Consider the following 25,218-nt stretch of genomic DNA (forward strand, 5'->3'; position numbering starts at 1 on the left):
AGGTGTTCCGGTGAGCGCCACCCGGCGCAGCGCCGACGGGTTTGCCCTGCAAGTGATGGTCGGGTTGTGCCTGATCTGGGGCGTGCAGCAGGTGATGATCAAGTGGGCGGCGGCCGATATCGCGCCGGTGATGCAGGCGGCCGGACGTTCCGGTATGTCGGCGTTGCTGGTCGGGCTGCTGATCTGCTGGAAGGGCGGCTGGAACCAGGTGGGTACGACCTGGCGCGGCGGTCTGCTGGCCGGTGCCTTGTTCGGCCTGGAGTTCTTCTTCATTTCCGAAGGCCTGCAACTGACCACGGCGGCGCATATGTCGGTGTTCCTCTACACCGCGCCGATCTTCACCGCATTGGGGGTGCACTGGTTGCTGCCCAGTGAGCGATTGCGGCCCTTGCAATGGCTGGGGATTGTCCTGGCGTTTATCGGGATTGCCATCGCGTTTGCCGGCGGGGTGTCCTGGGACAACCTTGATTACCGCATGTTGATGGGCGATGCCTTGGGTGTGCTGGCGGGTGCCGCCTGGGGCGCGACCACGGTGGTGGTGCGCGCCTCGCGCCTGTCGGAAGCACCGGTGACCCTGACGCTGTTCTATCAGTTGATTGTCGGCTTCTTCGGCTTGTTGTTGATTGCGCTGCTCAGCGGCCAGATCACCCATGTCAGCCTGACCCATGTGGCGGTGGCCAGTGTGCTGTTTCAGGGCGTGGTCGTGTCGTTCTTCAGTTACCTGGTCTGGTTCTGGCTACTGCGCCGTTACCTGGCGGCCAACCTTGCGGTGTTTTCGTTCATGACGCCGTTGTTCGGCGTCACCTTCGGTGTGGTACTGCTCGGCGAGGAACTGAGCCTGAACTTCGTCATCGGTGCCGTTCTGGTATTGGCGGGCATCACGTTTGTCAGCGCCGAGCAGTGGTTGCGCCGTCGTTTGCGCAAAGCCCTCGGGCAGCAGTGACCGGCGCGAGCAATAGACCGCCGGCGATCAACAAGCCGCAGCCGGCGACCACCAGTGCCGGCTGTAAACCGCCACTGAAATGACTACTCAGCGCCGCCAGCAATGGCCCGCTGAGCTGGCCCACGGCAAAGCAGGCTGTCAGCAGGCCGGCATTGCGCTGGGTGGCATGGGGCGCCAGTTCCCGGGAGCGTTGCATCACCAGTTGCATGCAGGCCAGGAACGGCGTGCCGCACAGGATCACACCCAACGCCAGGCCTGGACCGTTGCCCAGCAGGCAGGCGAACACGCCAGCGGCTTGCAGCCATAACGTCGCCATCAGCCAGTGACCCGTGGCGCCAGGTTTTTGCCGACGCAGACTCACCAGCACCACACCGGTTGCCGCAGCGAGGCCAAAGCATGGCCAGAACAGGTCGGCCTGCCATTGGCCATGGAATTGCGCGTTGGCCATTTGCGACAAAAAGGTCGCGGGAATGATGTAGCCCAATCCGTACAAGGCATAGATCCAGCCCAGGCGAGCGATGCCTTGATTGCCCGAGGCGCTGGCGCTGGGTGCAGCAGTCGCGGTGACACTCGGTTGTGGCAGGAACGGCAGGATCCCCAGCAGCATCGCCAGCCCCGTGGCGGCGTACACCAGCCACAAGGTGGCAGAAGTCTGGCCCAGCAGATTCGAGCCCAGGGCCAACAGACCTGTCAGAAAAATTCCCAAACCGGGTCCGGCGAAGACCAGGGCTCCGAGCCGAGGACGACCGGCCGCTGCCGCGAGGGGTTGGCTCAGGGCGGTAATCATCACCAACACCCAGGCGCTGGCCACGCCGGTGCCGAAGCGCAGCAACAGGTGCGACCAGAAACCATTGGCCCAGAACGACGCCAGGGTCAGCAGCATGCACAGCCACAATCCGCCGAACAAGCGTCGGCGCACTTGTGCCGGACGCCGGGAAAACATGGCATCCACTGCACCGATGAAATAACCGAGGTAGTTGGCGGCGGCGATCAGCCCGGCGGCAGTCAGGTCGATCTGGCCTTCGCTGAGCAGGTGCGGCAATTGTGGTGTCAGGGCAAAGCGGCCGATGCCCATGGCCATCATCAGGGCAACGAAGCTGGCGGATAAGCGGATCAGGGGAGACATGGTCTGGAGTCCGTCTGGAGGATCAATGACCGTCAGGCTAGGACTGATTGACTTTCTTTAAAAATGAATAATAGTGAGTAACTTGTTCTTTTTTGGAGAATGTCGTGGAGTTCAGCCAATTGCGCATCTTCCAGGCGGTGGCAGAGGAAGGATCCATAACCCGTGCCGCCGAACGGCTACATCGAGTTCCGTCGAACCTGTCGACCCGGCTCAAACAGCTGGAAGAGCAATTGGGTGTCGAACTGTTCCTGCGCGAACGTCAGCGCTTGCAGTTGTCGCCTGCGGGAAAAGTCCTGCTGGACTACACCGCCAGGCTGTTTGCCTTGCGCGATGAAGCCAGCGCGGCGGTGCAGGGCGGGCAACCGGCGGGAGACTTCGTGCTCGGCACCATGTACAGCACGGCGGCGATTCACCTTCCGGGGCTATTGGCGCATTACCACCGTTTGTATCCGGCGGTGAACCTGCAAGTACAATCCGGCCCCAGCGGTGAACTGCTCGAAGGCCTGCTCACCGGTCGACTCGATGCGGCGCTGGTGGATGGCCCGCTGGAACTGGCCGGACTCGACGGGGTGCCCTTGTGCGACGAGCGCCTGGTGCTGATCAGCGAGGCCGACCATCCGCCCGTGCGCAGCGCGCTGGATGTGCAAGGTCGTTCGGTGTTCACCTTTCGCCAGGGCTGCTCCTACCGCATGCGCCTGGAAGCCTGGTTCGCCCATGATCATGCGGCCATGGGCCGGGCGATGGAGATCGAGTCCTATCCGGGAATGTTGGCGTGTGTAATTGCCGGTTCCGGTGTGGCGCTGATGTCGGAGTCGATGCTCGCCAGTCTGCCGGGCCGTGAGAGTGTGGCCGTACATCCTTTGGCCGAACCGTTCGCCAGTGCTACTACCTGGCTGATGTGGCGCAAGGGCATGGTCGGGGCCAACCTGAATGCCTGGATCGAGCAGCAACAGGTGGTTTTTCCACCGGCACATGTACGGGCGCAGGACATTGCCTGAACGCAGGCTGATTTTGATGGATTCAGTAACAGATCATTGTGACTTTGCGCGAGCATTGCGTAGGACTTCGGACTATTATCTGTACGAAGGGGCTACAGTACTTTGGCCGCTCGGCACTACCCTGAAGGGGGCATCATGAAAGAGAAAATCCAAAACTGGCTGCATGACTTGGGCGTTGCTCTCGGTTTGATCGAGCCGCCTCTGCAACCCGTGCCTGTTCGTACTGACGACGAACAACGTCGGCGCCAGCAGCGGCGCCGGTAATGGCAGATAGCATCTGACAGGTGAAAGGTTTTCCCGTGGCGAGGGAGCAAGCTCCCTTGCCGCTTCGTGTACGTTTGATTACCAGACTTAGTACCGCCCGATCTCCAGCAAGAACCGGCTTAAATCATTCACCGTCCTGGCGGTCTTGAGCATCCGGTCTTCTTCCACGGTAAACGCCGTGACACCCAGCTCATCTTCCAGATGGAAGATCAGTTCTTCGATATCTTTTTTATCCAATCCCAACTGCGCCAGGCTGGCGTTGTCGTCGAAGTCATCCCGGCCTTCCAGCAGGCGACTGATGTAGCGATGTACGACAGCACGAAGGGCAGCTTCTTTCATGATCGTTCTTCGACGAGGTGGGTGCAGTTCTCCCTGCCGATGCAGTTCCTGCCGTTGAGTACAGCAGGCTTTAGCCGTGTGAGCGCTGCCATTGGTCGATCATGCTACTCAAATGCTCCCCGGAAAAACTGCCGAAGTGCCCGCCATGCACTGTGCGGATCGATAGCGTGTGCAAACGTTGCAGGCTGCGGGCGTAGTCATCGAGATTGGAGTGGTAGGCGTCTTCGATTAGCGGACCGTCGTAGATGATGTCGCCGCTGAACAAGGTCTCTGTGGCGGCTTCGTACAGGCAGATGCCACCGGGCGAGTGTCCCGGTGTGTGCACGACCTGCAACACCCGATTGCCCAGGTCCAGCACATCGCCATCTTCGACAAACCCCGTGGCCGGTGCGGCCTTGACCCGGTATTCGGCGTAGCACAGCGGGCAATCCGGGTGCGCCTCGAACATGTCGTCGCCGACAAAGGCTTTGCTCAGGTCGTTGTTGCCATCGGGTGCCGCGAGAATGTCCGCCTCGGCCGGATGCACCAGCCGTTCAGCGAATTCGTGATGACCGGCGATGTGATCGAAATGGCAGTGGCTGGCAACAGCCACCAGCGGCCGTTCGGTGATCCACGGCAGTTGCTCGCGCAGGCTGACCAGGCCCGAGCCGCTGTCCAGCAGCAGGTCTTTGTCACGGCCCTGGATGTACCAGAGGTTGCAGCGGTAGAAAGGCCGGATGTATGGCTCGTGGATCAGGCGGATGCCGTCGCTGAGCGATTTCACCTCGAACCACTGGTCACGAGAAACAATCTTCATGAACGTTTTCTCCAGACGAAAAAAAACGAGTGTGGCAACCGACGCCACACTCGTCGAAGAAAGCATCAAGTCGTTATGTTCAGCTTAGGCAGCGCTGGCCACTGCTGCCGTGCGGCGGGACATCAAGCTCACCACCACGAAACTCACCAGGCCTACACCGAGGCTGTAGTAGATCGGGGTGTTGGCGTCCAGACCGTCCTTGAACATGAACAGCAGCGCGGTGGCGAAGCCCATGCCCATGCTGGCGATAGCGCCGGCGGTGGTAGCGCGTTTCCAGAAGATCGCACCCATCAGCGGGATCAGCATGCCGCCTACCAACAGGTTGTAGGCCAGGGTCAGGGCGCTGATCACGTCGTTCACGATCAGAGCGATGCCCAGTACCACGATGCCGGTCAACAGGGTGAACAGGCGGTTGATCGCCAGGCTCGACTGTTTACCGCCACGCAGTTTCGGCAGCAGGTCTTCGGTCAGGGTGGTGGCGGCGGCCAGCAGGCCGGCGCTGGCGGTGGACATCATGGCGGCCAGTGCGGCAGCGATCACCAGACCACGGATACCGTCCGGCAGGGACAGTTTCACGATCGCAGCGAAGGCGTTGTTGACGTTGTCGAGATCCGGGATCAGTACGTGTGCAGCCATGCCGATCAGGGCGCAGGCCAGGCCGTAGAGGATGCAGTAGATACCGGCAGCGGTACCGGCAACCTGAGCCACTTTGGCGGTCTTGACGGTGAACACCCGTTGCCAGATGTCCTGACCGATCAGGATGCCGAAGAAGTAGATCATGAAGTAGGTGATGATGGTGTCCCAGCCGATGGTGGTGAAGCTGAAGCTCGCCGCCGGCAGTTTCATTACCAACTCATCCCAACCGCCAACGCGGTACAGGCAGATCGGCAACAGGATGAACATCAGGCCGACAGTCTTGATCACGAACTGAACGATGTCGGTCAGGGTCAGGGACCACATGCCGCCAATGGCCGAGTAGATCACCACGACGCCACCGCCGAGCAGGACCGAGATCCAGAACGGCAGGCCGAACAGCACTTGCAGCACGGTGCCGATTGCCAGGATCGAGGTCACGCCGATCATCAGCGCGTAGGCCAGCATGATCACCGCGCTCGCGGAGCGGGCCATCGGGTTGTAGCGTTTTTCCAGGACCTGGGTAACGGTGTAGATCTTCAGTTTCAGCAGCGGTTTGGCGAGGAACAGGTTCAGCGCCACGATCCCGCAACCCAGTGCGGCACACAGCCAGAAGCCGGAGATGCCATGCACGTAGCCCAGACGCACGGTGCCCACGGTGGACGCACCGCCCAGGACGGTGGCAGCCATGGTGCCCATGTACAGGCTTGGGCCGAGGTTACGACCAGCGACCAAAAAGTCTTCGTTGGTCTTGGCCTTGCGCATGCCGTAGTAGCCGAGTATCAGCATCGCGGCGGCGTAGATGAGTACGACGAATAAATCCAAAGCCATTGTGGCGTGTCTCCGATTGTCTTTTTTATGTGAGGCTGAAAATCAATCCCTGTGGGAGCGTTGCTTGCCTGCGAAGGGAGCGCCGCGGTCCGCCAGGCAGACCGCGTTATCGTTCATCGCGGGCATGCCACGCTCCCACAGGTAATGTGTTGACCACAGGTAGTGCGTTGAATCAGGCGGCTTGACGCATCGCCGGTTTAGCGAGCGAATCCGTGTTCTTGCTGCGAGGGTCGTTCGGACCGAACACTGCGCTCGACTCCGGGAACAGGCTCAGCAGAATCAGGTACACCAGCGAGGCCAGGCCCAGGGTCACCGGCAGGCTGATGTCGATACCACCCGCCATTTCGCCCAGCGGCCCGACAAACTGACCCGGCAGGTTCACGAAGCACAGGCCAACGGCCGCGCTCGGGATCCAGGCACCGAGGCCACGCCAGTTCCAGCCGTGGGTGAACCAGTAGCGGCCACCTTTCTCGCCACGGGTGAACACTTGCAGGTCATCCGGGCAGTAGAAGCCGCGACGCACCAGCAGGCCGATGATCATGATCACCATCCACGGGGTGGTGCAGGTGATGATCAGCACGGCGAAGGTCGACACGCTCTGCACCAGGTTGGCCGCGAAGCGCCCGATGAAGATAAAGGCAATCGACATCACACCGATCAGCAACGTGGCCTTGACCCGCGACAGCACCCGAGGGAACACGCTGGACATGTCCAGGCCTGTGCCGTACAGCGAAGTGGTGCCGGTGGACATGCCGCCGATGACCGCGATCAGGCACACCGGCAGGAAGAACCAGCTCGGCGATACCGCCAGCAGACCGCCGACATAGTTGTTGGCCGCGATGTAGTCCGGTGCCTTGACCGCTACGATAGTGGCGGTGACGAGGCCGAACAGGAACGGAATCAGCGTGGCGAGTTGCGCGGCAATCACCGACACCATGATCCGGCCTTTGGGCGTATCACGGGGGATGTAGCGCGACCAGTCACCGAGGAACGCACCGAAGGAGATCGGGTTGCTCATGGCCACCAATGCTGCCCCGATGAACGCAGCCCAGAATCCGGCCTGGCCCATGGCTACGGTGCCGGCGTACTGACTGTCGAATGCAGGGGCGAAAGCGAAAACGCCCAGCAGGAACAGCAGGCTGGCTGCCCACACCGCAATGCGGTTGACCCACAGCATGAAGCGGAAACCATAGATGCACACGGTCAATACCAGCAGCGCGAACAGACCGTAGGCCAGGCCCAGGGTCAGATCGGTTTCCGGTAGATCGATCAGGCGTTTGGCACCGCCCACCAGCGCATCGCCCGAACTCCAGACGGAGAGCGAGAAAAACGCGATAGCGGTCAGCAGCGACAGGAACGAACCGACGATTCGCCCGTGCACGCCGAAGTGCGCACCGGAAGAGACGGCGTTGTTGGTGCCGTTGATGGGGCCGAACAGGCCCATCGGCGCCAGGATCAGCGCACCGAGTACCACGCCCAGCACAATCGCCCAGACGCCAGCCTGAAAGGACAGGCCGAACAGCACCGGGAAACTGCCGAGCACGGCGGTGGCAAAGGTGTTGGCGCCGCCGAAGATCAGGCGAAACAGATCGCTGGGCTTGGCGTCACGCTCATTGTCCGGGATCTGTTCGACCCCGTTTGTTTCGATGCTGCTAAGGCTTTTTTCGTTGTTTTTGTTATTCATGATCAGCTCCGATCATAAAGGCGCGCTCATCGTGCGTGAGCGTCACCTGTGTTGGCTAAGGGGGTGGCAGCCCTTCCGGCATCGCGGATAAATGTTCGTGGCAGGCCAGCCATAGGCCTTGTTGTTCTTGGCCAGACGCTTGTTTCTTGAAAACAATCGTCTCGCGCTCCTGGCTGAAGTGTTGCTCCCCTTGCATGCGCAACTCGGTGGCCACGTCATGGATGAAAATCGCCACGTCCCCCTGCAGGCTGACGAAAGCGTTGCTTGAAGTGCACGAGAGCACCTCGAAGCCATCCTCAGAGCGCCAGCCGTCCCACAACGCCTGATAGGCGTCGCGCGACAGCAGGGGCTGTTCGAGGGTGTAGAAGACGAAGCTGGCATCGGCGCTGAACGCGCCGAAGTAGGCTTCGCGATCGTTACGGGCAAAAGCGGACACCAGATCGGCGGCGGCCTTGAGAACCTGATCACGTTCGCTCATGACCGATCCTCAGCGGTGGACTACGCCAGGCAGTACGCAGAGCATTTCGTACAGCAGGTTGGCGGCCAGCAGCGAGGTGTTGCCGGTGGTGTCGTAAGCGGGCGAGACTTCTACCAAATCGCAACCGACCAGGTCGAGGCCTTGGCAGCCACGAACGATCTCGATCGCCTGAATGGTCGTCAGACCGCCGATTTCCGGGGTGCCGGTACCAGGTGCCCAAGCCGGGTCGATGCCGTCGATGTCGAAGCTCAGGTAAACAGGACCGCCGCCGACTTTTTCGCGGACTTCAGCCATCAAGGGCTCCAGCGATTTGTGCCAGCACTCTTCAGCCTGAACCACACGGAAACCCTGGTTGCGGCTCCAGTTGAAGTCGTCAGCGGTGTAGCCCTGGGCGCGCAGGCCGATCTGCACGACACGGTCCGGGTCCAGCAGGCCTTCTTCAACGGCGCGACGGAAGGTGGTGCCGTGGGCGATTTTCTCGCCGAACATGTGATCGTTCACATCGGCGTGGGCATCGATGTGCACCAGGCCGACCTTGCCGTGCTTTTTATGGATGGCACGCAGGATCGGCAGGGTGATGGTGTGGTCGCCGCCCAGGGTCAGCGGGATCACGTCGTGTTCGAGGATGTTGTCGTAGGACTCTTCAATGATCCGTACGGCATCCAGCAGGTTGAAGGTGTTGATCGCGATGTCGCCAATGTCGGCAACCGACAGCGAGTCGAACGGCGCAGCACCGGTGGCCATGTTGTACGGGCGAATCATTACCGATTCAGCGCGGATTTCGCGAGGCCCGAAGCGGGTGCCGGGGCGCAGGGAGGTACCGATGTCCAGGGGCACGCCTACGAAGGCAGCGTCCAGGCCGGCAGCGGTATTCAAATGGGGGAGTCGCATCATGGTGGCGATGCCGCCGAAGCGCGGCATTTCGTTGCCGCCCAGTGGTTGGTGAAGAATCTTGTCCACGGGTAGGGCCTCATCGTCGTTGTTTTATTTATGTCGGTTGCGCCGTTCACGGAAGGGACGGGCGCACCTTGTGGCGCCGATTCTGCGAAATGTAGTGGCCGGGAAGAATCGCTACGGGCAAATACTTAGTTCAGATTTTTCTAAACTAATGGAAGTGGCGGCGTTAGACTTCACCCCATACGCAAAACCCAATGCCGGGAACAAGCCTGGTGGGAGCGAGCTTGCTCGCGATAGCGGTGGGTCAGTCAACATTGATGTTGGCTGTTACGCCCTCATCGCGAGCAAGCTCGCTCCCACAAGGATTTGCATTGAATCGAGCATTGCGCGTCACCCCGAGATCGGAGCATTTCCATGGCCAACGCTTTACCCGACCTGAAACTATTGCGCATCTTCGTCAGCGTGGTGCGCCATCAGGGGTTCGCCAACGCCCAGCAGGAGCTCAATCTCTCGACGTCGGCCATCAGCACCTACATGAGCCAGCTCGAAGCAGCCCTTGGCCTGGTGCTGTGCCATCGCGGCCGTGGCGGTTTCAGCCTGACCAGCAAGGGTGAGCTGTTCCATCAGGAAACCCTGCGTCTGTTGGGCGAACTCGAAGGCTTCGAGCAGTACGCCGCCGCCCTCAAGGGCGAATTGCGCGGTACCTTGAACCTGGGGGTGATCGACTCCACCGTCAGCGACAAGGCCCTGCCGTTCGCCGAAGCCATCGGTGCCTACAGCCAGGAACACCCGGCCGTGCACTTGCACCTGTCGGTGATGAGCCCTTACGAATTGCAACTCGGCGTGCAGGACAACCGTCTCGACCTGGCCATCGGTGCGTTTTCCACGCGCATGAGCGGCCTGGTGTACATGCCGCTGTACCGTGAACAACACTGGTTGTATTGCAGCACGCGGCATCCGCTGTTCAACGAGCGGCGCATTCCCGAGCAAGTCATCACCCAGCAGCGCATGGTCGGTCGTGGCTACTGGAGCCAGGCCGAACTGGCGCGCCACGGTTTCAAGCACAGTGCCGCGACGGTAGAAAGTATGGAGGCCCAGTTGATCTTGGTGCTGTCCGGCGCCTACATCGGTTACCTGCCGGAGCATTACGCCCAGGCCTGGGCCGACAAGGGTGACTTGCGGGTGCTGCTGCCGGCGACCTTCGGTTATCAAGCGCCGTTCTCGATGATCGTGCGACGGGGCCGTAGCCGCGAGCCGCTGATCCAGACATTCCGCGACTTGCTTAAAGCCCAACTGAATCAGGCGTAGAGACGATGTCCAGAATCCAATGTCAGCGTTGTCTGCGCCCGCAAACTCATTGCCTGTGCCCGCTGATTCCCAGCCTCGACAGCCGCACCCGGGTGCTGTTGTTGCAGCATCCGAGCGAAGTGAATCATGCGTTGAACACCGCGCGTCTGGCGGCGCTTGGGTTGACGAATGCCGAGTTGATCGTCGGCGAGGTGTTTGAGGATTTGCCAGCGCTGTTGAATCAGCCGGGATATCGGGCGCGGTTGCTGTTTCCCGGCGAAGATGCCCAACCGATGCAGGCTTGTGCCGCGACAGACGAACCCTTGCTGCTGGTGGTCCCGGACGGTACCTGGCGCAAGGCACGCAAGATGCTGCACCTCAATCCGCTGCTGGCGGCGTTGCCGAGGGTGACGCTGGCCGAGGGCGGTGTGTCCCGCTATCGGTTGCGCAAGGCACCGGGACCGGGGGCGTTGTCGACGGTGGAGGCGATTGTGCAGGCGCTGGAAACTCTTGAGGCGCCGACTTCGTTTGCGCCGTTGTTAAGGCCATTCGAAGCGTTGATCGAGGGGCAGATTGCGGCGATGGGGGAGGAGGTTTACCAGCGTAATCATTCTGAACAATGATTGGTGGTCTTGCCGGCCTCATCGCGAGCAAGCTCGCTCCCACAGGTTCAGTGGCGTTCGCAGATTTGTGTACGACACGGACACTGTGGGAGCGAGCTTGCTCGCGATGCAGATTCGGGATACTGCCTACCGCTCCCGCATCGCCTCGGTCCGCGCCTTCAACACCGGCTTGAGCAGATAATCCAGCACCGTTTTCTCCCCGGTAATAATGTCCACCGTCGCCACCATCCCCGGGATGATCAGCAGCGGTTTCACATCCCCGCCCAAATGGTTTTTGTCGGTACGCACCTGAATCAGATAGAAGCTGTTGCCCTTGTCGTCGGTGATGGTGTCAGCGCCGATCAACTCCAGCTTGGCGCTCAGGCCGCCGTAAATGGTGTAGTCGTAGGCACTGAACTTGACCATGGCTTTCTGGCCCGGATGCAGGAATGCAACGTCCTGTGGGCGTACCTTGGCTTCGATCAGCAAGTTGTCTTCCAGCGGCACGATTTCCACCATGTCACTGCCGGGCTGGACCACGCCGCCGATGGTGTTGACCTTCAACACCTTGATGATGCCGTGCACTGGCGAGACCACGGTGGTGCGGGTCACGCGGTCGTCGATGGCGATGCTCGAGGCCGTGATTTTCGACAGGTCAGTGCGTTTCTCGTTCAGCTCTTTGGCGGCCTCCGAGCGGAAGGTTTGCTCCGACTCGTCGATCTTGCTTTTGATTTCGTTGATCGCCGATTCCGCCCGGGGAATCGCCAGTGTGGTGGCGTTCAATGAGCCGCGAATCTCCACCGCGCTGCGTTTGAGCCGCAGGATTTCCACCGGTGACACCGCCCCCGTGCCCACCAGCGGCGCGGACATGTTCATCTCTTGTTGCAACAACGCCAGGCTTGAACTGAATTGACCCTGTTTCGAGCGGAACTCCGCTAACTCCTGGGTTTTTTGCCGAAGTTGTTCGCTCAGGGTGCGCTGCTCGCTGGCCAGTCGCCGTTGCCGCTGTTCGTACAACGAACGCTCGTCTTCAGCCACTTGCGGGGCTTTGGCGATCACTTCTTCCGACAGCTTGAACGGCCGGCCTTCGGCTTCGGCCGAAAGCCGTTCGACCTGCGCGGTCAAGGCAAAGCGATCGGCTTCGCTTTCGCCCTTGTTCGACAGGTAGCGGGTGTCATCCAGGCGCAGCAAGGTGTCGCCCTTGTTCACCATCTGTCCTTCACGGACGAAAATTTCAGTGACGATGCCGCCCTCCAGGTTCTGGATCACCTGGACCTTGCTTGACGGAATCGCCTTGCCTTCGCCCATGGTCACTTCCTGCAACACGGCGAATTTGGCCCAGACCAGTGCGCAGACCAACAGCGCGGCCGCCAGCCACACGGTGATCCGCGACCAGCGCGGTGAGTCCTGCAAGGAGGCGCCGGCGGTTTCCGGCATGTACTCGGTTTCGGCACTTTTGTTGAAACTGTCGAAGTAGCCACGGGAACCTTGATCGGCAGACATGGGCGACTCCTAGACGGCCGCAGAGCCGACACGGCCCTTGCGCAGTGCATCGATGACCGCGTCTTTCGGACCGTCGGCGACGATCCGTCCGTTGTCCAGTACCACCAGCCGGTCCACCAGGCTCAGCATCGAGGTGCGGTGGGTCACCAGCAGGATGGTTTTGCCCTGGACCCATCCGTGAAGTTTTTGCCGCAGGACGTCTTCGCTGCTGTTGTCCATGGCGCTGGTGGGTTCGTCGAGCAGCATGATGGGCGGGTCGAGCAACATCGCCCGGGCCATCAATACGGCCTGGCGCTGGCCGCCGGACAACAGTTGCCCGCGTTCACCCACGGGCCGGTCGAAGCCTTGCGGGTGTTGCCGGGCCAGTTCGGTAACGCCGGTCATCTCTGCCACTTCGAGCATGCGTGAGTCGCTGATATAGCGCGCGCCGAGGGTCAGGTTGTCGCGCAGGCTGCCGGCCAAAAGCGGCAGGTCGTGGGCGACGTAACCGATTTGATGGCGCAGGTCGGCGACGTCCAGTTGCCGCAGGTCCAGACCATCGAGCAGCAACTGTCCTTCATCCGGTTCGTAGAAGCCCATCACCAGTCGCGCCAGGGTACTTTTGCCTGAGCCGCTGCGGCCGATGATGCCGATGCGCTCGCCGGGTTTCACACTGAAGCTGGCATTGGCCAGGGCAGGCGCACTTTGGCCGTTGTAGTGGAAGGTTACGCCGACAACATCCAGTGCGCCTTGCAGTTGGGTGCGCTCCAGTGGCCGTTGTCTGGCGTCGCGCTCCTGGGGCAGACCCATCAGCGCATCGGTGCTTTTCATGGTCAGTTGCGCTTGCTGGTAGCGGGTGATCAGGCCGGCGATCTGACCCAGTGGTGCAAGTACCCGGCTACCGAGCATGTAACTGGCCACCAGGGCTCCGACGCTGAGGTTGCCGGCGATGATGCTGTAGACCCCGGCGACGATGATTGCCATGCCGGACAGTTGCTGGATGAACAACGTGCCGTTAGTGGCCAGGGCCGAGAGGTTGCGCGCGTGGCTGTCGAGGCGGGTGAGGGCGCCGTGGGTGCTTTCCCATTTGTGCTGGCGTTCGCTTTCGGCGCTGCAGGCCTTGAGGGTTTCCAGGCCGCTGAGGGTTTCGATCAGCAGTGCCTGGCGTTCGGCGCCCAGGCTGAGGCTTTTTTGCACGGTATCGCGCAGGCGCACCTGGATCACCATGGCGAAGATGATGGTGATGGGAAACGCCAGCATCGGGATCACCACCAGCCAGCCACCGAGCAGGCCGATCACCAGCAGCATCAGCAGGCAGAAGGGCAGGTCGATCAGGCTGGTGAGGGTCACGGCGGTGAGAAATTCCCGCAGGCCCTGGAAGTCATGAATGCTTTGGGCGAAGCCACCGATGGTCGCCGGCCGTGCTTTCATCGCCATGCCGGTGATGCGCTCGAACAGGGTGGCCGACAGGATCACATCGGTTTTCTTGCCGGCGGTATCCAGCAAGTGCGCGCGCACAACTCGCAGCACCAGTTCGAAAGCCGTGCCGATCAGCAAACCGATCGCCAGCACCCACAAGGTCGAAGTGGCCTGGTTCGGCACCACGCGATCGTAGGTCTGCATCACGAACAGCGGCACCATCAGTCCCAGCAGGTTGATCAGGAAGCTCGCCAGGATCGCATCGCTGTACAGCCATTTCGACAGCTTCAGCGTATCGCGAAACCAGGCCTGGACCCGAGGCACCAGCGGCGATCGCAAGTCTTCGAGTTCGTGACGCGGCCGGGCAAACAATGCCTGGCCACTGTAGTGTTCGCCCAGCTCCTCTGGGCTGAGCCATTGTTCACCGCCGTCGGCTTCGCTGGGCAGGATCAGCACCTTGCCGTCCTCGCCATAACGACGCAGCACAGCCGTGCGGCCGTTGTTGAGCAGCAGCAGCACGGGCAGGTTGAGCGAGGAGATGTCTTTGAGGTCGCGGCGCAGCAAGCGCGCCTGCAAACCGGCCCGGGCCGCTGCACGGGGCAGCAGGTCCAGGCTCAGGCGTTGGTGTGCCATGGGGAGCCCGGCACTGAGGCTGGCGCGACTGACCGTCGCGCCGTGGAGTTTGCAGAGGATCAACAGACCGTCCAGAAGCGGGTCATCGAAGCTCAGGCGCGGATCGACACCGGTGTTGCCGGGTTCCATGCTGGTCATTGAACCCTCCCGTGCACTACTTCATGTCAGGTAGACGAGCTTCGTTTTTCACTTCGGTCTGGGCGATCGCGTCGGCGGGCAGTACGACCCGTTGCTTGCTCAGCAACTGGCCCATGTTCGCCAGGACACGGTACATCGAGAACTCTTCGGTGTAGCGCACTTCGGTGTAGCGACGGTTGGCGTTGTAGAGCTCGTTTTCACTGTCGAGCAGGTCCAGCAGGGTCCGTTGGCCGAGGCCGAACTGATCCTGGTAGGCGACGCGCACGCGCTTACTGGTGTCGGCGTATTCACGGGCGGTCGGGGTTTGTTTCTTGGCGTTGACCATGGCGTTCCAGGCCAGGTGAATGTTCTCGTTGAGCTGGCGCAGGGCATTGTTGCGGATGTCCATGGCCTGGTTGATCTTGTGCGAGTCGGAGGCCAGGCGCGCCTTGTCGCTGCCGCCGCGGAACAGGTTGTAGTTCATCACCACGCCGACCCGCCATTCGTTGTCGTGACCTTCCTCACCCTGCAGGTTGTTGTTCGCGCCCACCGCCGCTTCGGCGTCGAAGCGAGGGTAGAACGGCGACTTGGCGACTTCGTACTGGCTTTCGGCCGATTGCACGTCGGCCTGGGCGGATTTCAGGTAAGGGTTGTTTTCCACCATGCTCTGCTGGGCTTCGGGCAGGGTAGTGGGGACTTCGCCGCGAATCGACGGCGGGGTTTCGAGTTCATCGGGCATGCGTCCCACAACGGCATAGAAGTTCGACTCGGCATCGGCCAAATCGACTTCGGCGGTGTCGAGGTTGTTTTCCGCCAGTGCCCGGCGAGCGCTGGACTGGTCGGCATCGGCGTTGCTGCCCACGCCGCGCTGGGTGCGCAGGCCGATCTGGTCGTTGACCCGCAAGTGCGCTTGCAGGTTGTTCTTGGCCAGGGTCACCAGTTCGCGGCGCTTGAGGACTTCGAGGTAAACCTCGGTGGTGCGCAGGGCCAGATCCTGAGCCGTACCCTGAGCGTAATAGGCTCGCGAGTTGACCACGCCTTTGGTGCGTTCGACCTCATTGGAAGTGTTGAACCCGTCGAAGAGCATTTGCCGCAGGCGCAATTCCGACTGGGTGTAGTTGAGAATTTCGGTGTGGTGATTGCCGAACGCCCGAGTATTGGTGTTATCGCTGTACCCGCGCCCGTAGGCGGCGTTCAAATCAACCGATGGATAAAAGCCCCCTTTGGCGACCTTCACGTCCTCATCCGCCGACAGTCGGCTGTCCACCCGGGATGCCAGTTCCGGGTGGGTCGCAATGGTGCTCTGGATCGCTTCGGTCAGCGTTATGGCCTGCGCTTGGGACGAGCAGGCCATGGCCAAAAGAACCGCGCTGCAGACGGGGGTTAATAGGCGCATGTACATCTCCCTGATTCCTGATGGTGCTTGTCTGTCGCCAATTATTTGACGAAATTTACCGGTAAAGTTGTTTCACATCTTTAACAAAAGAGCTAAGAACATTCTGGAGCGTAGCCAAGAAATTTTTTTCATAACGGATATGCCAAAAAAAACTTATGCGCTCTGCAAAATCCAGCACATTGTTCAATTAGAAAGCCCTTGTTTTATGGGCTCTAGGGCGCTCATCAGGGTTTTAGGAAAGTTCCAATCCACTTATCGAAATAGAGCGGAGAAGTGCTGGAGGGGAGGGATGCGAGCGATCTTGTGGCGACGGTTTTTTGTCACTTGAGTGCTTCGAGATCGTTACGCATCGCTCACAGGCAACGTTGTTGCGAACAGGGATCCGATGCCATTGATTGCAGAGGGATTTTCCCGAAATCGTAAACAGCGCCGTGAGCGACTGGCTGGGCGAGATCGTTGCCGGGGCCACGGCTTACTCAAGTAAACCGGCACCCGGAACACGATCCGCCAGACAACCCGCTCGGGCCATGAGCACGTTCTTCGCGCAATCAAGGTGCCGACAGCGGTTGGCGGCGGAGGAAGTGCACATGGCAACGCTCATCGGAATCGTCAGTAAGGTCATCGGTCAGGTGTTCGCGATTGCGAGCGACGGCACCCGGCGTGCTTTGGTCGAGGGGGACCGGCTGTTCGCTGGCGACCGACTGAGCACCGGCGCTGAAGGCGCGGTGGCGGTACATCTGCAAAATGGCCAGGAACTGACCCTCGGGCGCGACAGCAGCATGCAGATGACGCCGCAGTTGCTCGCCAATCAGATTCCCCATATCGACTCACCCGAAGCGGTGACTCCGAGCGAAGCGCAACTGACCGATGTCGAACAGCTGCAAAAAGCCATTGCGGCGGGCGACGACCCGACCCAAACCGCTGAAGCCACCGCTGCCGGGCCTGCCATGACTACCGGAGTACCGGGCGGCATCCCGGGCAGTGGCCATAGTTTTGTCATGCTCGAAGAAGTGGGCGGGCGAGTCGATCCGGTCATCGGCTTCCCCACTGCCGGGTTCAATGGCATTCCCGAATTTCCCGAAGAGCGCCTTAACGTTAATCCGGACATCGCTGTAGCGGACGAAGCCCCTGTGGTGCCGCCGCAGGTGCCGAACAATCCGGTCACCTTCGTCGGCCTGTCGGAGCAGAACGGCGAGCGGACTGTCAATGAAGCCAACCTGGCCGACGGTTCGGCGAGGAACGAAGTTTCGCTGACGCGAAGCGGCACCTTCACCATCAATGCGCCAGACGGGCTGACCAGCCTCAGCATCGGCGCAATCAACTTGATCAGCGGCGGTGTGGCGGCAGGTTTTCCGCAGTCGATCACCTCACCTCTGGGCAGTACCTTGACCATCACCGGTTACGACCCGGCCACGGGCGTGGTCAGTTACAGCTACACCCTCAACCGTGCCGAAACCCACGCAAGCGGCGAGGGTGCCAATAGTCTTGCCGAACACGTCACCGTGGTGGCCAGCGACAGCAATGGCGACAGCGTTACCGGTACGCTGGATATCAGCATCATCGACGACGTGCCGCAAGCAGTCGATGACAACAATGGCACCGCCTCGGAAACCCTGCTGACCCTCAACGGCAACGTGCTGAGCAACGACGTGCAGGGCGCGGACCGGGTGACGCTCGGTGAAAACAGCGGGCCGATCACCCCCGGTACCTTCACTGGCACCTACGGCACCCTGGTGCTGAATGCCAACGGCACTTACACCTACACCCTCAACACCAGCGATGCCGACTTCCAGGCGTTGCACGGCGGCGGCAATGGCACCGAAACCTTCGCCTATACGCTGACAGACGCCGATGGCGACACCAGTACCGCCAACCTGGTACTGCAGATCCACAACAACGATGACCCGATCACGATTGGCGGTTTGAATACCGGGGGCGGTGAGTTGACCGTCTTCGAGAAAAACCTCAGCGACGGCAGTGCACCGGACGCCACTGCCCTGACCCAGAACGGCACCTTCACCGTCGCCGCCCTCGACGGCGTGACGACCCTGACTGTCGGCGGAGTCGCCGTGGTCACCGCTGGCGTGGCCGCCGGCTTCCCGCAATCGATCACCACTCCATTGGGCAGCACCCTGACCATCACCGGGTTCAACGCGGTGACCGGCGTGGTCAACTACAGCTACACGCTGGTCGATAACGAAGCCCATCCAACTGCCAACGGCGCCAACACATTACCCGAGCAGTTCGCCGTGACCGTGGTCGACGACAACGGCACCACTGCCACCGGTTCTCTCGACGTGAACATCGTCGACGACCTGCCCAGCGCTGTGGGCGACAGCAATGGCACCGCCTCGGAAACCCTGCTGACCCTCAACGGCAACGTGCTGAGCAACGACGTGCAAGGCGCAGACCGCGTGCCGCTCGGCGAAAACAGCGGGCCGATCACCCCCGGCACCTTCACCGGCACCTACGGCACTTTGGTGCTGAATGCCAACGGCACTTACACCTACACCCTCAACACCAGCGATACCGACTTCAAGGCGTTGCACGGCGGCGGCAATGGCACGGAAACCTTCGCCTATACGCTGACAGACGCCGATGGCGACAGCAGCACCGCCAACCTGGTGCTGCAAATCCACAACAACGATGACCCGATCACGATTGGCGGTTTGAATACCGGGGACGGTGAGTTGACCGTCTTCGAGAAAAATCTCAGCGACGGCAGCGCACCGGACGCCACTGCCCTGACCCAGAGCGGTACTTTCACCGTCACTGCGCTGGATGGCGTAACCACCCTGACCGTGGGCGGTATCGCCGTGGTCACCGCTGGCGTGGCCGCCGGTTTCCCGCAATCGATCACTACGCCGCTGGGCAGCACCCTGACCATCACCGGGTTCAATGCGGTAACCGGCGTGGTCAGTTACAGCTACACGCTGGTCGATAACGAAGCCCACCCAACTGCCAACGGCGCCAACACATTGCCCGAGCAGTTCGCCGTGACCGTGGTCGACGACAACGGCACCACTGCCACCGGTTCACTGGACGTGAACATCGTTGACGACCTGCCCAGCGCCGTGGGCGACAACAATGGCACCGCCTCGGAAACCCTGCTCACGCTCAACGGCAACGTGCTGAGCAACGACGTGCAAGGTGCTGACCGCGTGACGCTCGGCGAAAACGCCGGCCCGATCACCCCCGGCACCTTCACCGGCACCTACGGCACTTTGGTGCTGAATGCCAACGGCACTTACACCTACACCCTCAACACCAGCGATGCGGATTTCAAAGCCCTGCACGGCGGTGGTGACGGCACCGAAACCTTCACCTACACAATCACCGATTCGGACGGCGACAGCAGCACCGCCAACCTGGTACTGCAGATCCACAACAACGATGACCCGATCACGATTGGCGGTTTGAATACTGAGGGCGGCGAGTTGACCGTCTTCGAGAAAAACCTCAGCGACGGCAGTGCACCGGATGCCACTGCCCTGACCCAGAACGGCACCTTCACCGTCGCCGCCCTCGACGGCGTGACGACCCTGACTGTCGGCGGTATCGCCGTGGTCACCGCTGGCGTGGCCGCCGGCTTCCCGCAATCGATCACCACCCCGCTGGGCAGCACCCTGACCATCACCGGGTTCAACGCGGCGACCGGCGTGGTCAGCTACAGCTACACCCTGAACGATAACGAAGCACACCCGACCGCCGCCGGCGCCAACACCCTGCCTGAGCAGTTCGCCGTGACCGTGGTCGACGACAACGGCACGACCGCCACCGGTTCTCTCGACGTGAACATCGTCGACGATCTGCCCAACGCCGTGGGCGACAACAATGGCACCGCCTCGGAAACTCTGCTGACGCTCAACGGCAATGTGCTGACCAACGACGTGCAAGGCGCCGATCGGGTAACGGTTGGGGAGAGTAGCGGGCCGATCACCCCTGGCACCTTCACCGGCACCTACGGCACCCTGGTACTGAATGCCAATGGCACATACACCTACACCCTCAACACCAGCGATGCCGACTTCAAGGCGTTGCACGGCGGTGGCGACGGCACCGAAACCTTCACCTACACAATCACCGATTCGGACGGCGACAGCAGCACCGCCAACCTGGTGCTCAACGTCTACAACAACGACGATCCGGTGACCCTCAACGGCCTCAACGTGTATGGCGGTGAGCTGACGGTCTACGAAAAAAATCTCGGCGACGGCAGTAACCCCAACGCGTCGGCCCTGACCCAGAGCGGGGCGTTTACCATCACCGCCCTCGATGGCTTGCAAACCCTGACCGTCGGCGGCATCGCCGTGGTCACCGCTGGCGTGGCCGCCGGCTTCCCGCAATCGATCACCACTCCGCTGGGCAGCACCCTGACCATTACCGGGTTCAACGCCGCCACTGGCGTGGTGAGTTACAGCTACACCCTGAACGACAATGAAGCGCACCCGACCGCCAACGGCGCCAACAGCCTGACCGAGAACTTCAACGTCGTCGCTACCGACAGCGATGGCGACAGTGCAACCGGGCAGATCAACGTCAACATCGTCGATGACTTGCCGAAGGGCGTGGACGACAGCAATGCATCAACGGCTTCGGAAACCCTGCTGACCCTCAACGGCAACGTGCTGACCAACGACGTGCAAGGCGCCGACCGCGTGCCGCTAGGCGAAAACGCCGGCCCGATTACTCCCGGTACCTTCACCGGCACCTACGGCACCCTGGTGCTGAATGCCAACGGCACTTACACCTACACCCTCAACACCAGCGATGCCGACTTCAAAGCCCTGCACGGTGGTGGCGACGGCACCGAAACCTTCACCTACACAATCACCGATTCGGACGGCGACAGCCGTACTGCCTACCTGGTGCTCAACGTCTCCAACAACGACAATCCGGTGACCCTCGACGGCCTCAACGTGTATGGCGGTGAGCTGACGGTCTACGAAAAAAATCTCGGCGACGGCAGCAACCCCAACGCGTCGGCCCTGACCCAGAGCGGCACCTTCACCGTCACTGCACTCGACGGTGTAACGACCCTGACTGTCGGCGGCATCGCCGTGGTCACCGCTGGCGTGGCCGCCGGCTTCCCGCAATCGATCACCACCCCGCTGGGCAGCACCCTGACCATTACCGGGTTCAACGCGGCGAGCGGGGTGGTCAGTTACAGCTACACCCTCAACGACAATGAAGCGCACCCGACCGCCAACGGTGCCAACACCCTGCCTGAGCAGTTCGCCGTGACCGTGGTCGATGACAACGGCACGACCGCCACGGGCAGCCTCGATGTGAACATCGTCGACGACCTGCCGAAAGGCGTGTACGACAGCAATGCATCAACGGCTTCGGAAACCCTGCTGACCCTCAACGGCAACGTGCTGAGCAACGACGTGCAAGGTGCTGACCGGGTAACGATCGGCGAAAACGCCGGCCCTATCACCCCCGGCACCTTCACCGGCACCTACGGCACTCTGGTGCTGAATGCCAACGGCACTTACACCTACACCCTGAACACCAGCGATGCCGACTTCCAGGCATTGCACGGCGGTGGCGACGGCACCGAAACCTTCACCTACACAATTACCGATTCGGACGGCGACAGCAGCACCGCCAACCTGGTGCTCAACGTCTACAACAACGACGATCCGGTGACCCTCGACGGCCTCAACGTGTATGGCGGTGAGCTGACGGTCTACGAAAAAAATCTCAGCGACGGCAGCAACCCCAACGCATCGGCCCTGACCCAGAGCGGCACCTTCACCGTCACCGCACTGGACGGCGTGACGACCCTGACCGTGGGCGGCATCACTGTCGTCAGCGGAGGCGTGGCCGCCAGCTTCCCGCAAACGGCCGTTACGCTACTGGGCAGCACCCTGACCATCACCGATTACAACCCGGCGACCGGGGTAATCAGCTACAGCTACACCCTCAACGATAACGAAGCCCATCCAACCGCCAACGGCGCCAACAGCCTGACCGAGAACTTCAACGTCGTCGCTACCGACAGCAATGGCGACACGGCGACCGGGCAGATCAACGTCAACATCATCGATGACTTGCCGAGCGCCAAACCTGACTCGTCGTCGGTAGTGGAGGGCGGCACCGTCAACATCAGTGTGCTGGGCAATGACGCCAGCGGCGCCGATGGTCCGGCGACGGTGGTCGGCGTGCGTGCCGGCGGCAACACCTCGACCTCGGCCATCGGCGGACTGGGTAACCAGATCAACGGCACCTATGGCTACCTGACCCTCGATGCCAACGGCAACGCGGTGTATCACAGCAACCAGGATTCCGTCGGCGATCCGGGCGCCACTGACACGTTCACCTACACCGTGCGTGATGCCGATGGCGATGAAAGCACCACCACCATCACCATCGACGTCGCCAGCAGCACGATCAAGGCCAACCCCGATAGCGACGTGACGGTCTACGAAAAAGCCCTCGACCTGAGCAAGGACGGGCTGGACCTGGTCGCCGGTACGGTCACCGGCAGCGACCCGGGCAACACTGGCGAAACCGCGTCCGGGACCCTGGTCGGTTCGGTCTCGGGTGCCAGCGGCGCGCTCACCTACACCCTGGTCGGCAGCGCGACAGGCACCTACGGAAAGATCCTGATCAACCCCAACGGCAGCTATACCTACACCCTGACCTCGGCTCCGAAAACCTTGCCGAATGCCAACGACGGGCCGAACAGCCTGAGTGAAAGCTTCACCTACAAAGCGACCGATGCGCTGGGCAACAGCAGCACCAGCACCATCGTGGTCAACATTGTCGATGACGTGCCCAAGGCGGTGGCAACGGATCGCTCGGTGGCGGCGGTGGAGATCGATTCCAATCTGCTGATCGTGCTCGACGTCTCCGGCAGCATGGCCGACCCATCCGGCGTGTCGGGCCTGTCGCGCCTGGCCCTGGCCAAGCAGGCCATCAGTGCCTTGCTGGATAAATACGATGACCTCGGCGATGTGAAAGTGCAGCTCGTCACCTTCAGCAGCAGCGCTACCGACATGACCTCTGTGTGGGTCGATGTCGCGACCGCCAAGACACTGCTGGCCGGCCTCACCGCGAACGGCGGGACCAACTACGACGCGGCCGTGGTGACCATGCAGGCCGCGTTCAACACCTCGGGCAAACTGACCGGTGCGCAAAACGTCGGCTACTTCTTCTCCGACGGCAAGCCCACCACCGGCCAGGAAATCGGCACCGCCGACGAAACCGCGCTGAAAGCCTTCCTCGATGCCAACAACATCAAGAACTACGCGATCGGCCTGGGCAGTGGCGTGAGCAACGCCAACCTCGATCCGCTGGCCTACGACGGCATCAGCCACACCAACACCAATGCGGTGGTGGTCACTGACCTCAACCAACTCAACTCGGTGCTGTCCGGCACCGTGGTCGGCTCACCGGTCACCGGTTCGTTGCTGGGTGAGGGCGGCACGTTCGGCGCTGATGGCGGTTTCATCAAATCCATCGTGGTCGACGGCACTACCTACACTTACGATCCAAACGCCCTCAGCGGCCAGGGTTCGTTGACGTCAAGCGGTGGCACCAACCACGGCACCTTCAACACCGTGAACAACACGGTGAGCATCGCCACCAACAACGGCGGCACGTTGGTGATCAACCTCGACACTGGCGATTACAACTACACCTCGCAGAAAACCACTGCGGTGGTGATCACCGAGAACATCGGTTTCACCGCCAGCGACAACGATGGCGACCTCGCCAGCTCGACGCTGACCGTGAAAGTGATCCCCAACGCGCCTCCGGTGGCGGTGGACGACCACGTCATCACCAACGTGCTCTCGGGCACCATCGTGGTGCCGGGCGAACTGTTGCTGGCCAACGACACCGACCCCAATGGCGACCAACTTTCGGCGACACCGACCTCGTTCAACACCGGCTGGGTCGTGAAAGGCGCGGACTTCACCGGCACCGGCGCGATCAGCTTCGCCGGCGAAAACAACAACCCCGGCAACCAGAATCTGGCCAACGTGCGCAACGCCTTTGCGGCCAACGCGGCGACCATGACGGCGCTGCTGGTGGTCAGTGGCTATCTTGGCGCAGCGAACAACTCCAATGGCAACAATGAAGACTTCATCACGGTCAAGCTGAATCAAGGAGAGACACTCAACCTCAATCACAACCTGGATGCCGGGCACATCACGATGGAGTATTCGCTCAACGGTGGGGCGTTCGTAAGCATCGCCGATGGTGACACCATCACCGCAGGCGCCGATGGCACTTACCAGATCCACGTGACCAACATCGCCAACTCCAGTGGCGGCAATAAGAATGGGGCAGAAAATTACGAACTGACCATGTCCGTCAACTACGCCGGAGCACACGAAGTCACTACGGACTACCACGGCACCTACACCGCCAACGACAACCACGGCGGCAGCGACTCGGCCAACCTGACCATCAGCTATCAGGACGGCCATACCCTCACCGGTACCAGCGGGGATGACGTACTGGTGGCGGGCGCGGGCAACAACATCATCAATGCCGGCGACGGCAACGATGTGCTCACTGCCGGTTCCGGCAACAACGAGCTGCATGGTGGCGCCGGCAATGATCTGCTCTTCAGCGGCCAGGGCAATGACATCCTTGATGGCGGCACGGGTATCGACACGGCCAGTTACGCCCACGCCACGGCTGGGGTGACGGTCGGCCTCAGCCTGTCGGGTGGGCAAAACACTCTCGGTGCCGGCACTGACACCCTGACCGGTATCGAAAACCTCATCGGCTCGAACTTCAACGACACCCTGACCGGCGACAACACTAACAACACGATCAATGGCGGTCTTGGCAACGACATCCTCAGTGGCGGGGGCGGCGATGACTTGCTGATTGGTGGCCTGGGCAATAACACCCTGACCGGGGGGGCGGGGGGCGATACCTTCCAGTGGTTCAAGGGCAACAGTGGCCATGACGTGATCACTGACTTCACGCCCGGCACCGACAAACTCGACCTGTCGCAACTGCTACAAGGGGAAAGCGGCACCACGGCTTCGCTGGATGATTACCTGCACTTCACCGTCACCGGCAGCGGGCCGTCGACAGTGACCAGCATCGACGTCAGCGCCATGGCCGGTGCCGCGCCGAACCAGACCATTGACCTGGCCGGCGTCGACCTCGCCAGTCAATACGGTGTAACGCCAGGCGCGGGTGGGGTGATCGCGGGTGGGCATGACACGGGGACCATTATCAACGGCATGCTCAACGATCATTCGTTGAAGGTGGATACCGTGTGACCTGAAAACCCGCTAAAGAACCCGCCATCCCTGTGAAGG

General features: G+C 61.4%; 16 protein-coding genes. 6 read left to right on the plus strand and 10 right to left on the minus strand.

The annotated features are described in order from the left end of the window. The first annotated feature begins 10 nt into the window (after positions 1-10). Positions 11-943: a DMT family transporter gene (locus AC1RS8_RS20565; protein ID WP_489339978.1), complete on the plus strand. Its 933-nt coding sequence runs from the start codon at positions 11-13 to the stop codon at positions 941-943. Here AC1RS8_RS20565 and AC1RS8_RS20570 read toward each other — a convergent pair. After that, positions 888-2,069, minus strand: a complete 1,182-nt coding sequence (locus AC1RS8_RS20570; RefSeq protein WP_489339979.1) for an MFS transporter — start codon at positions 2,067-2,069, stop codon at positions 888-890. The two genes, AC1RS8_RS20565 and AC1RS8_RS20570, sit on opposite strands and share 56 nt — an antisense overlap. Before the next feature lie 104 nt (positions 2,070-2,173). On the opposite strand from AC1RS8_RS20570, the gene ptrR reads away from it, so the two are divergent. Continuing rightward, positions 2,174-3,067 carry a putrescine utilization regulator PtrR gene (gene ptrR, locus AC1RS8_RS20575; RefSeq protein ID WP_057715962.1) on the plus strand — a complete coding sequence of 298 codons (894 nt, stop codon included), beginning with the start codon at positions 2,174-2,176 and terminating at the stop codon, positions 3,065-3,067. A gap of 135 nt (positions 3,068-3,202) precedes the next feature. Further along, a complete protein-coding gene (locus AC1RS8_RS20580; RefSeq protein ID WP_007972508.1) occupies positions 3,203-3,331 on the plus strand; it encodes a PA1414 family protein in 129 nt (42 codons plus the stop codon). An 87-nt stretch (positions 3,332-3,418) separates the two neighbouring features. On the opposite strand, the gene AC1RS8_RS20585 is transcribed toward AC1RS8_RS20580, so the two are convergent. The 6 genes from AC1RS8_RS20585 to speB form a co-directional block, all read right to left on the minus strand. Then, a complete protein-coding gene (locus AC1RS8_RS20585; protein WP_057715961.1) occupies positions 3,419-3,670 on the minus strand; it encodes a phosphopantetheine-binding protein in 252 nt (83 codons plus the stop codon). Positions 3,671-3,740: 70 nt separating this feature from the next. Continuing rightward, the gene (locus AC1RS8_RS20590; RefSeq protein ID WP_489339981.1) at positions 3,741-4,466 is read right to left on the minus strand and encodes an MBL fold metallo-hydrolase; all 726 of its coding nucleotides are present in this window, start codon (positions 4,464-4,466) and stop codon (positions 3,741-3,743) included. An 84-nt stretch (positions 4,467-4,550) separates the two neighbouring features. Further along, positions 4,551-5,930 (minus strand): sodium:solute symporter family protein, encoded by a 1,380-nt coding sequence (locus AC1RS8_RS20595; protein ID WP_057715959.1) that lies wholly within the window; start codon positions 5,928-5,930, stop codon positions 4,551-4,553. Between the two features lie 172 nt (positions 5,931-6,102). Then, on the minus strand, positions 6,103-7,614 hold the full coding sequence (locus AC1RS8_RS20600) for a purine-cytosine permease family protein (RefSeq protein WP_489339982.1): 1,512 nt from the start codon (positions 7,612-7,614) through the stop codon (positions 6,103-6,105). A 55-nt stretch (positions 7,615-7,669) separates the two neighbouring features. Then, entirely contained in the window at positions 7,670-8,092 is a 423-nt protein-coding gene (locus tag AC1RS8_RS20605) for a YybH family protein (protein WP_090453759.1), read from the minus strand. 9 nt (positions 8,093-8,101) lie between these two features. Continuing rightward, positions 8,102-9,052, minus strand: a complete 951-nt coding sequence (speB, locus tag AC1RS8_RS20610) for an agmatinase (RefSeq protein WP_007984912.1) — start codon at positions 9,050-9,052, stop codon at positions 8,102-8,104. A gap of 351 nt (positions 9,053-9,403) precedes the next feature. Between speB and AC1RS8_RS20615 the strand changes: the two genes are divergently transcribed. Continuing rightward, a complete protein-coding gene (locus AC1RS8_RS20615) occupies positions 9,404-10,297 on the plus strand; it encodes a LysR family transcriptional regulator (protein ID WP_007972518.1) in 894 nt (297 codons plus the stop codon). Positions 10,298-10,302: 5 nt separating this feature from the next. Continuing rightward, on the plus strand, positions 10,303-10,899 hold the full coding sequence (locus AC1RS8_RS20620) for a tRNA-uridine aminocarboxypropyltransferase (protein WP_489339983.1): 597 nt from the start codon (positions 10,303-10,305) through the stop codon (positions 10,897-10,899). A 126-nt stretch (positions 10,900-11,025) separates the two neighbouring features. On the opposite strand, the gene AC1RS8_RS20625 is transcribed toward AC1RS8_RS20620, so the two are convergent. Genes AC1RS8_RS20625 through AC1RS8_RS20635 form a run of 3 tightly spaced genes read right to left on the minus strand, consistent with a single transcriptional unit; the run spans position 11,026 to position 15,925 of the window. After that, entirely contained in the window at positions 11,026-12,381 is a 1,356-nt protein-coding gene (locus AC1RS8_RS20625; RefSeq protein WP_407516790.1) for an HlyD family type I secretion periplasmic adaptor subunit, read from the minus strand. A 9-nt stretch (positions 12,382-12,390) separates the two neighbouring features. Next, the gene (locus AC1RS8_RS20630; protein ID WP_489339984.1) at positions 12,391-14,550 is read right to left on the minus strand and encodes a type I secretion system permease/ATPase; all 2,160 of its coding nucleotides are present in this window, start codon (positions 14,548-14,550) and stop codon (positions 12,391-12,393) included. A 16-nt stretch (positions 14,551-14,566) separates the two neighbouring features. Continuing rightward, positions 14,567-15,925, minus strand: a complete 1,359-nt coding sequence (locus AC1RS8_RS20635) for a TolC family outer membrane protein (protein WP_057716654.1) — start codon at positions 15,923-15,925, stop codon at positions 14,567-14,569. Positions 15,926-16,512: 587 nt separating this feature from the next. Here AC1RS8_RS20635 and AC1RS8_RS20640 point away from each other — a divergent pair. Then, positions 16,513-25,179 (plus strand): retention module-containing protein, encoded by an 8,667-nt coding sequence (locus AC1RS8_RS20640; RefSeq protein ID WP_489339985.1) that lies wholly within the window; start codon positions 16,513-16,515, stop codon positions 25,177-25,179. The last annotated feature ends 39 nt before the right edge of the window (positions 25,180-25,218 follow it).

The sequence above is a fragment of the Pseudomonas sp. GW821-FHT12A04 genome, assembly GCF_058807755.1.

Excerpts from the sequence above, each read along its gene's own strand:
- AC1RS8_RS20570 (WP_489339979.1), bottom strand. The coding sequence starts at position 2,069 with ATGTCTCCCCTGATCCGCTTATCCGCCAGCTTCGTTGCCCTGATGATG.
- AC1RS8_RS20590 (WP_489339981.1), bottom strand. The coding sequence starts at position 4,466 with ATGAAGATTGTTTCTCGTGACCAGTGGTTCGAGGTGAAATCGCTCAGC.
- AC1RS8_RS20585 (WP_057715961.1), bottom strand. The coding sequence starts at position 3,670 with ATGAAAGAAGCTGCCCTTCGTGCTGTCGTACATCGCTACATCAGTCGC.
- AC1RS8_RS20595 (WP_057715959.1), bottom strand. The coding sequence starts at position 5,930 with ATGGCTTTGGATTTATTCGTCGTACTCATCTACGCCGCCGCGATGCTG.
- AC1RS8_RS20615 (WP_007972518.1), top strand. The coding sequence starts at position 9,404 with ATGGCCAACGCTTTACCCGACCTGAAACTATTGCGCATCTTCGTCAGC.
- AC1RS8_RS20580 (WP_007972508.1), top strand. The coding sequence starts at position 3,203 with ATGAAAGAGAAAATCCAAAACTGGCTGCATGACTTGGGCGTTGCTCTC.
- AC1RS8_RS20635 (WP_057716654.1), bottom strand. The coding sequence starts at position 15,925 with ATGCGCCTATTAACCCCCGTCTGCAGCGCGGTTCTTTTGGCCATGGCC.
- AC1RS8_RS20630 (WP_489339984.1), bottom strand. The coding sequence starts at position 14,550 with ATGACCAGCATGGAACCCGGCAACACCGGTGTCGATCCGCGCCTGAGC.
- AC1RS8_RS20620 (WP_489339983.1), top strand. The coding sequence starts at position 10,303 with ATGTCCAGAATCCAATGTCAGCGTTGTCTGCGCCCGCAAACTCATTGC.
- AC1RS8_RS20640 (WP_489339985.1), top strand. The coding sequence starts at position 16,513 with ATGGCAACGCTCATCGGAATCGTCAGTAAGGTCATCGGTCAGGTGTTC.
- AC1RS8_RS20605 (WP_090453759.1), bottom strand. The coding sequence starts at position 8,092 with ATGAGCGAACGTGATCAGGTTCTCAAGGCCGCCGCCGATCTGGTGTCC.
- AC1RS8_RS20625 (WP_407516790.1), bottom strand. The coding sequence starts at position 12,381 with ATGTCTGCCGATCAAGGTTCCCGTGGCTACTTCGACAGTTTCAACAAA.
- AC1RS8_RS20600 (WP_489339982.1), bottom strand. The coding sequence starts at position 7,614 with ATGAATAACAAAAACAACGAAAAAAGCCTTAGCAGCATCGAAACAAAC.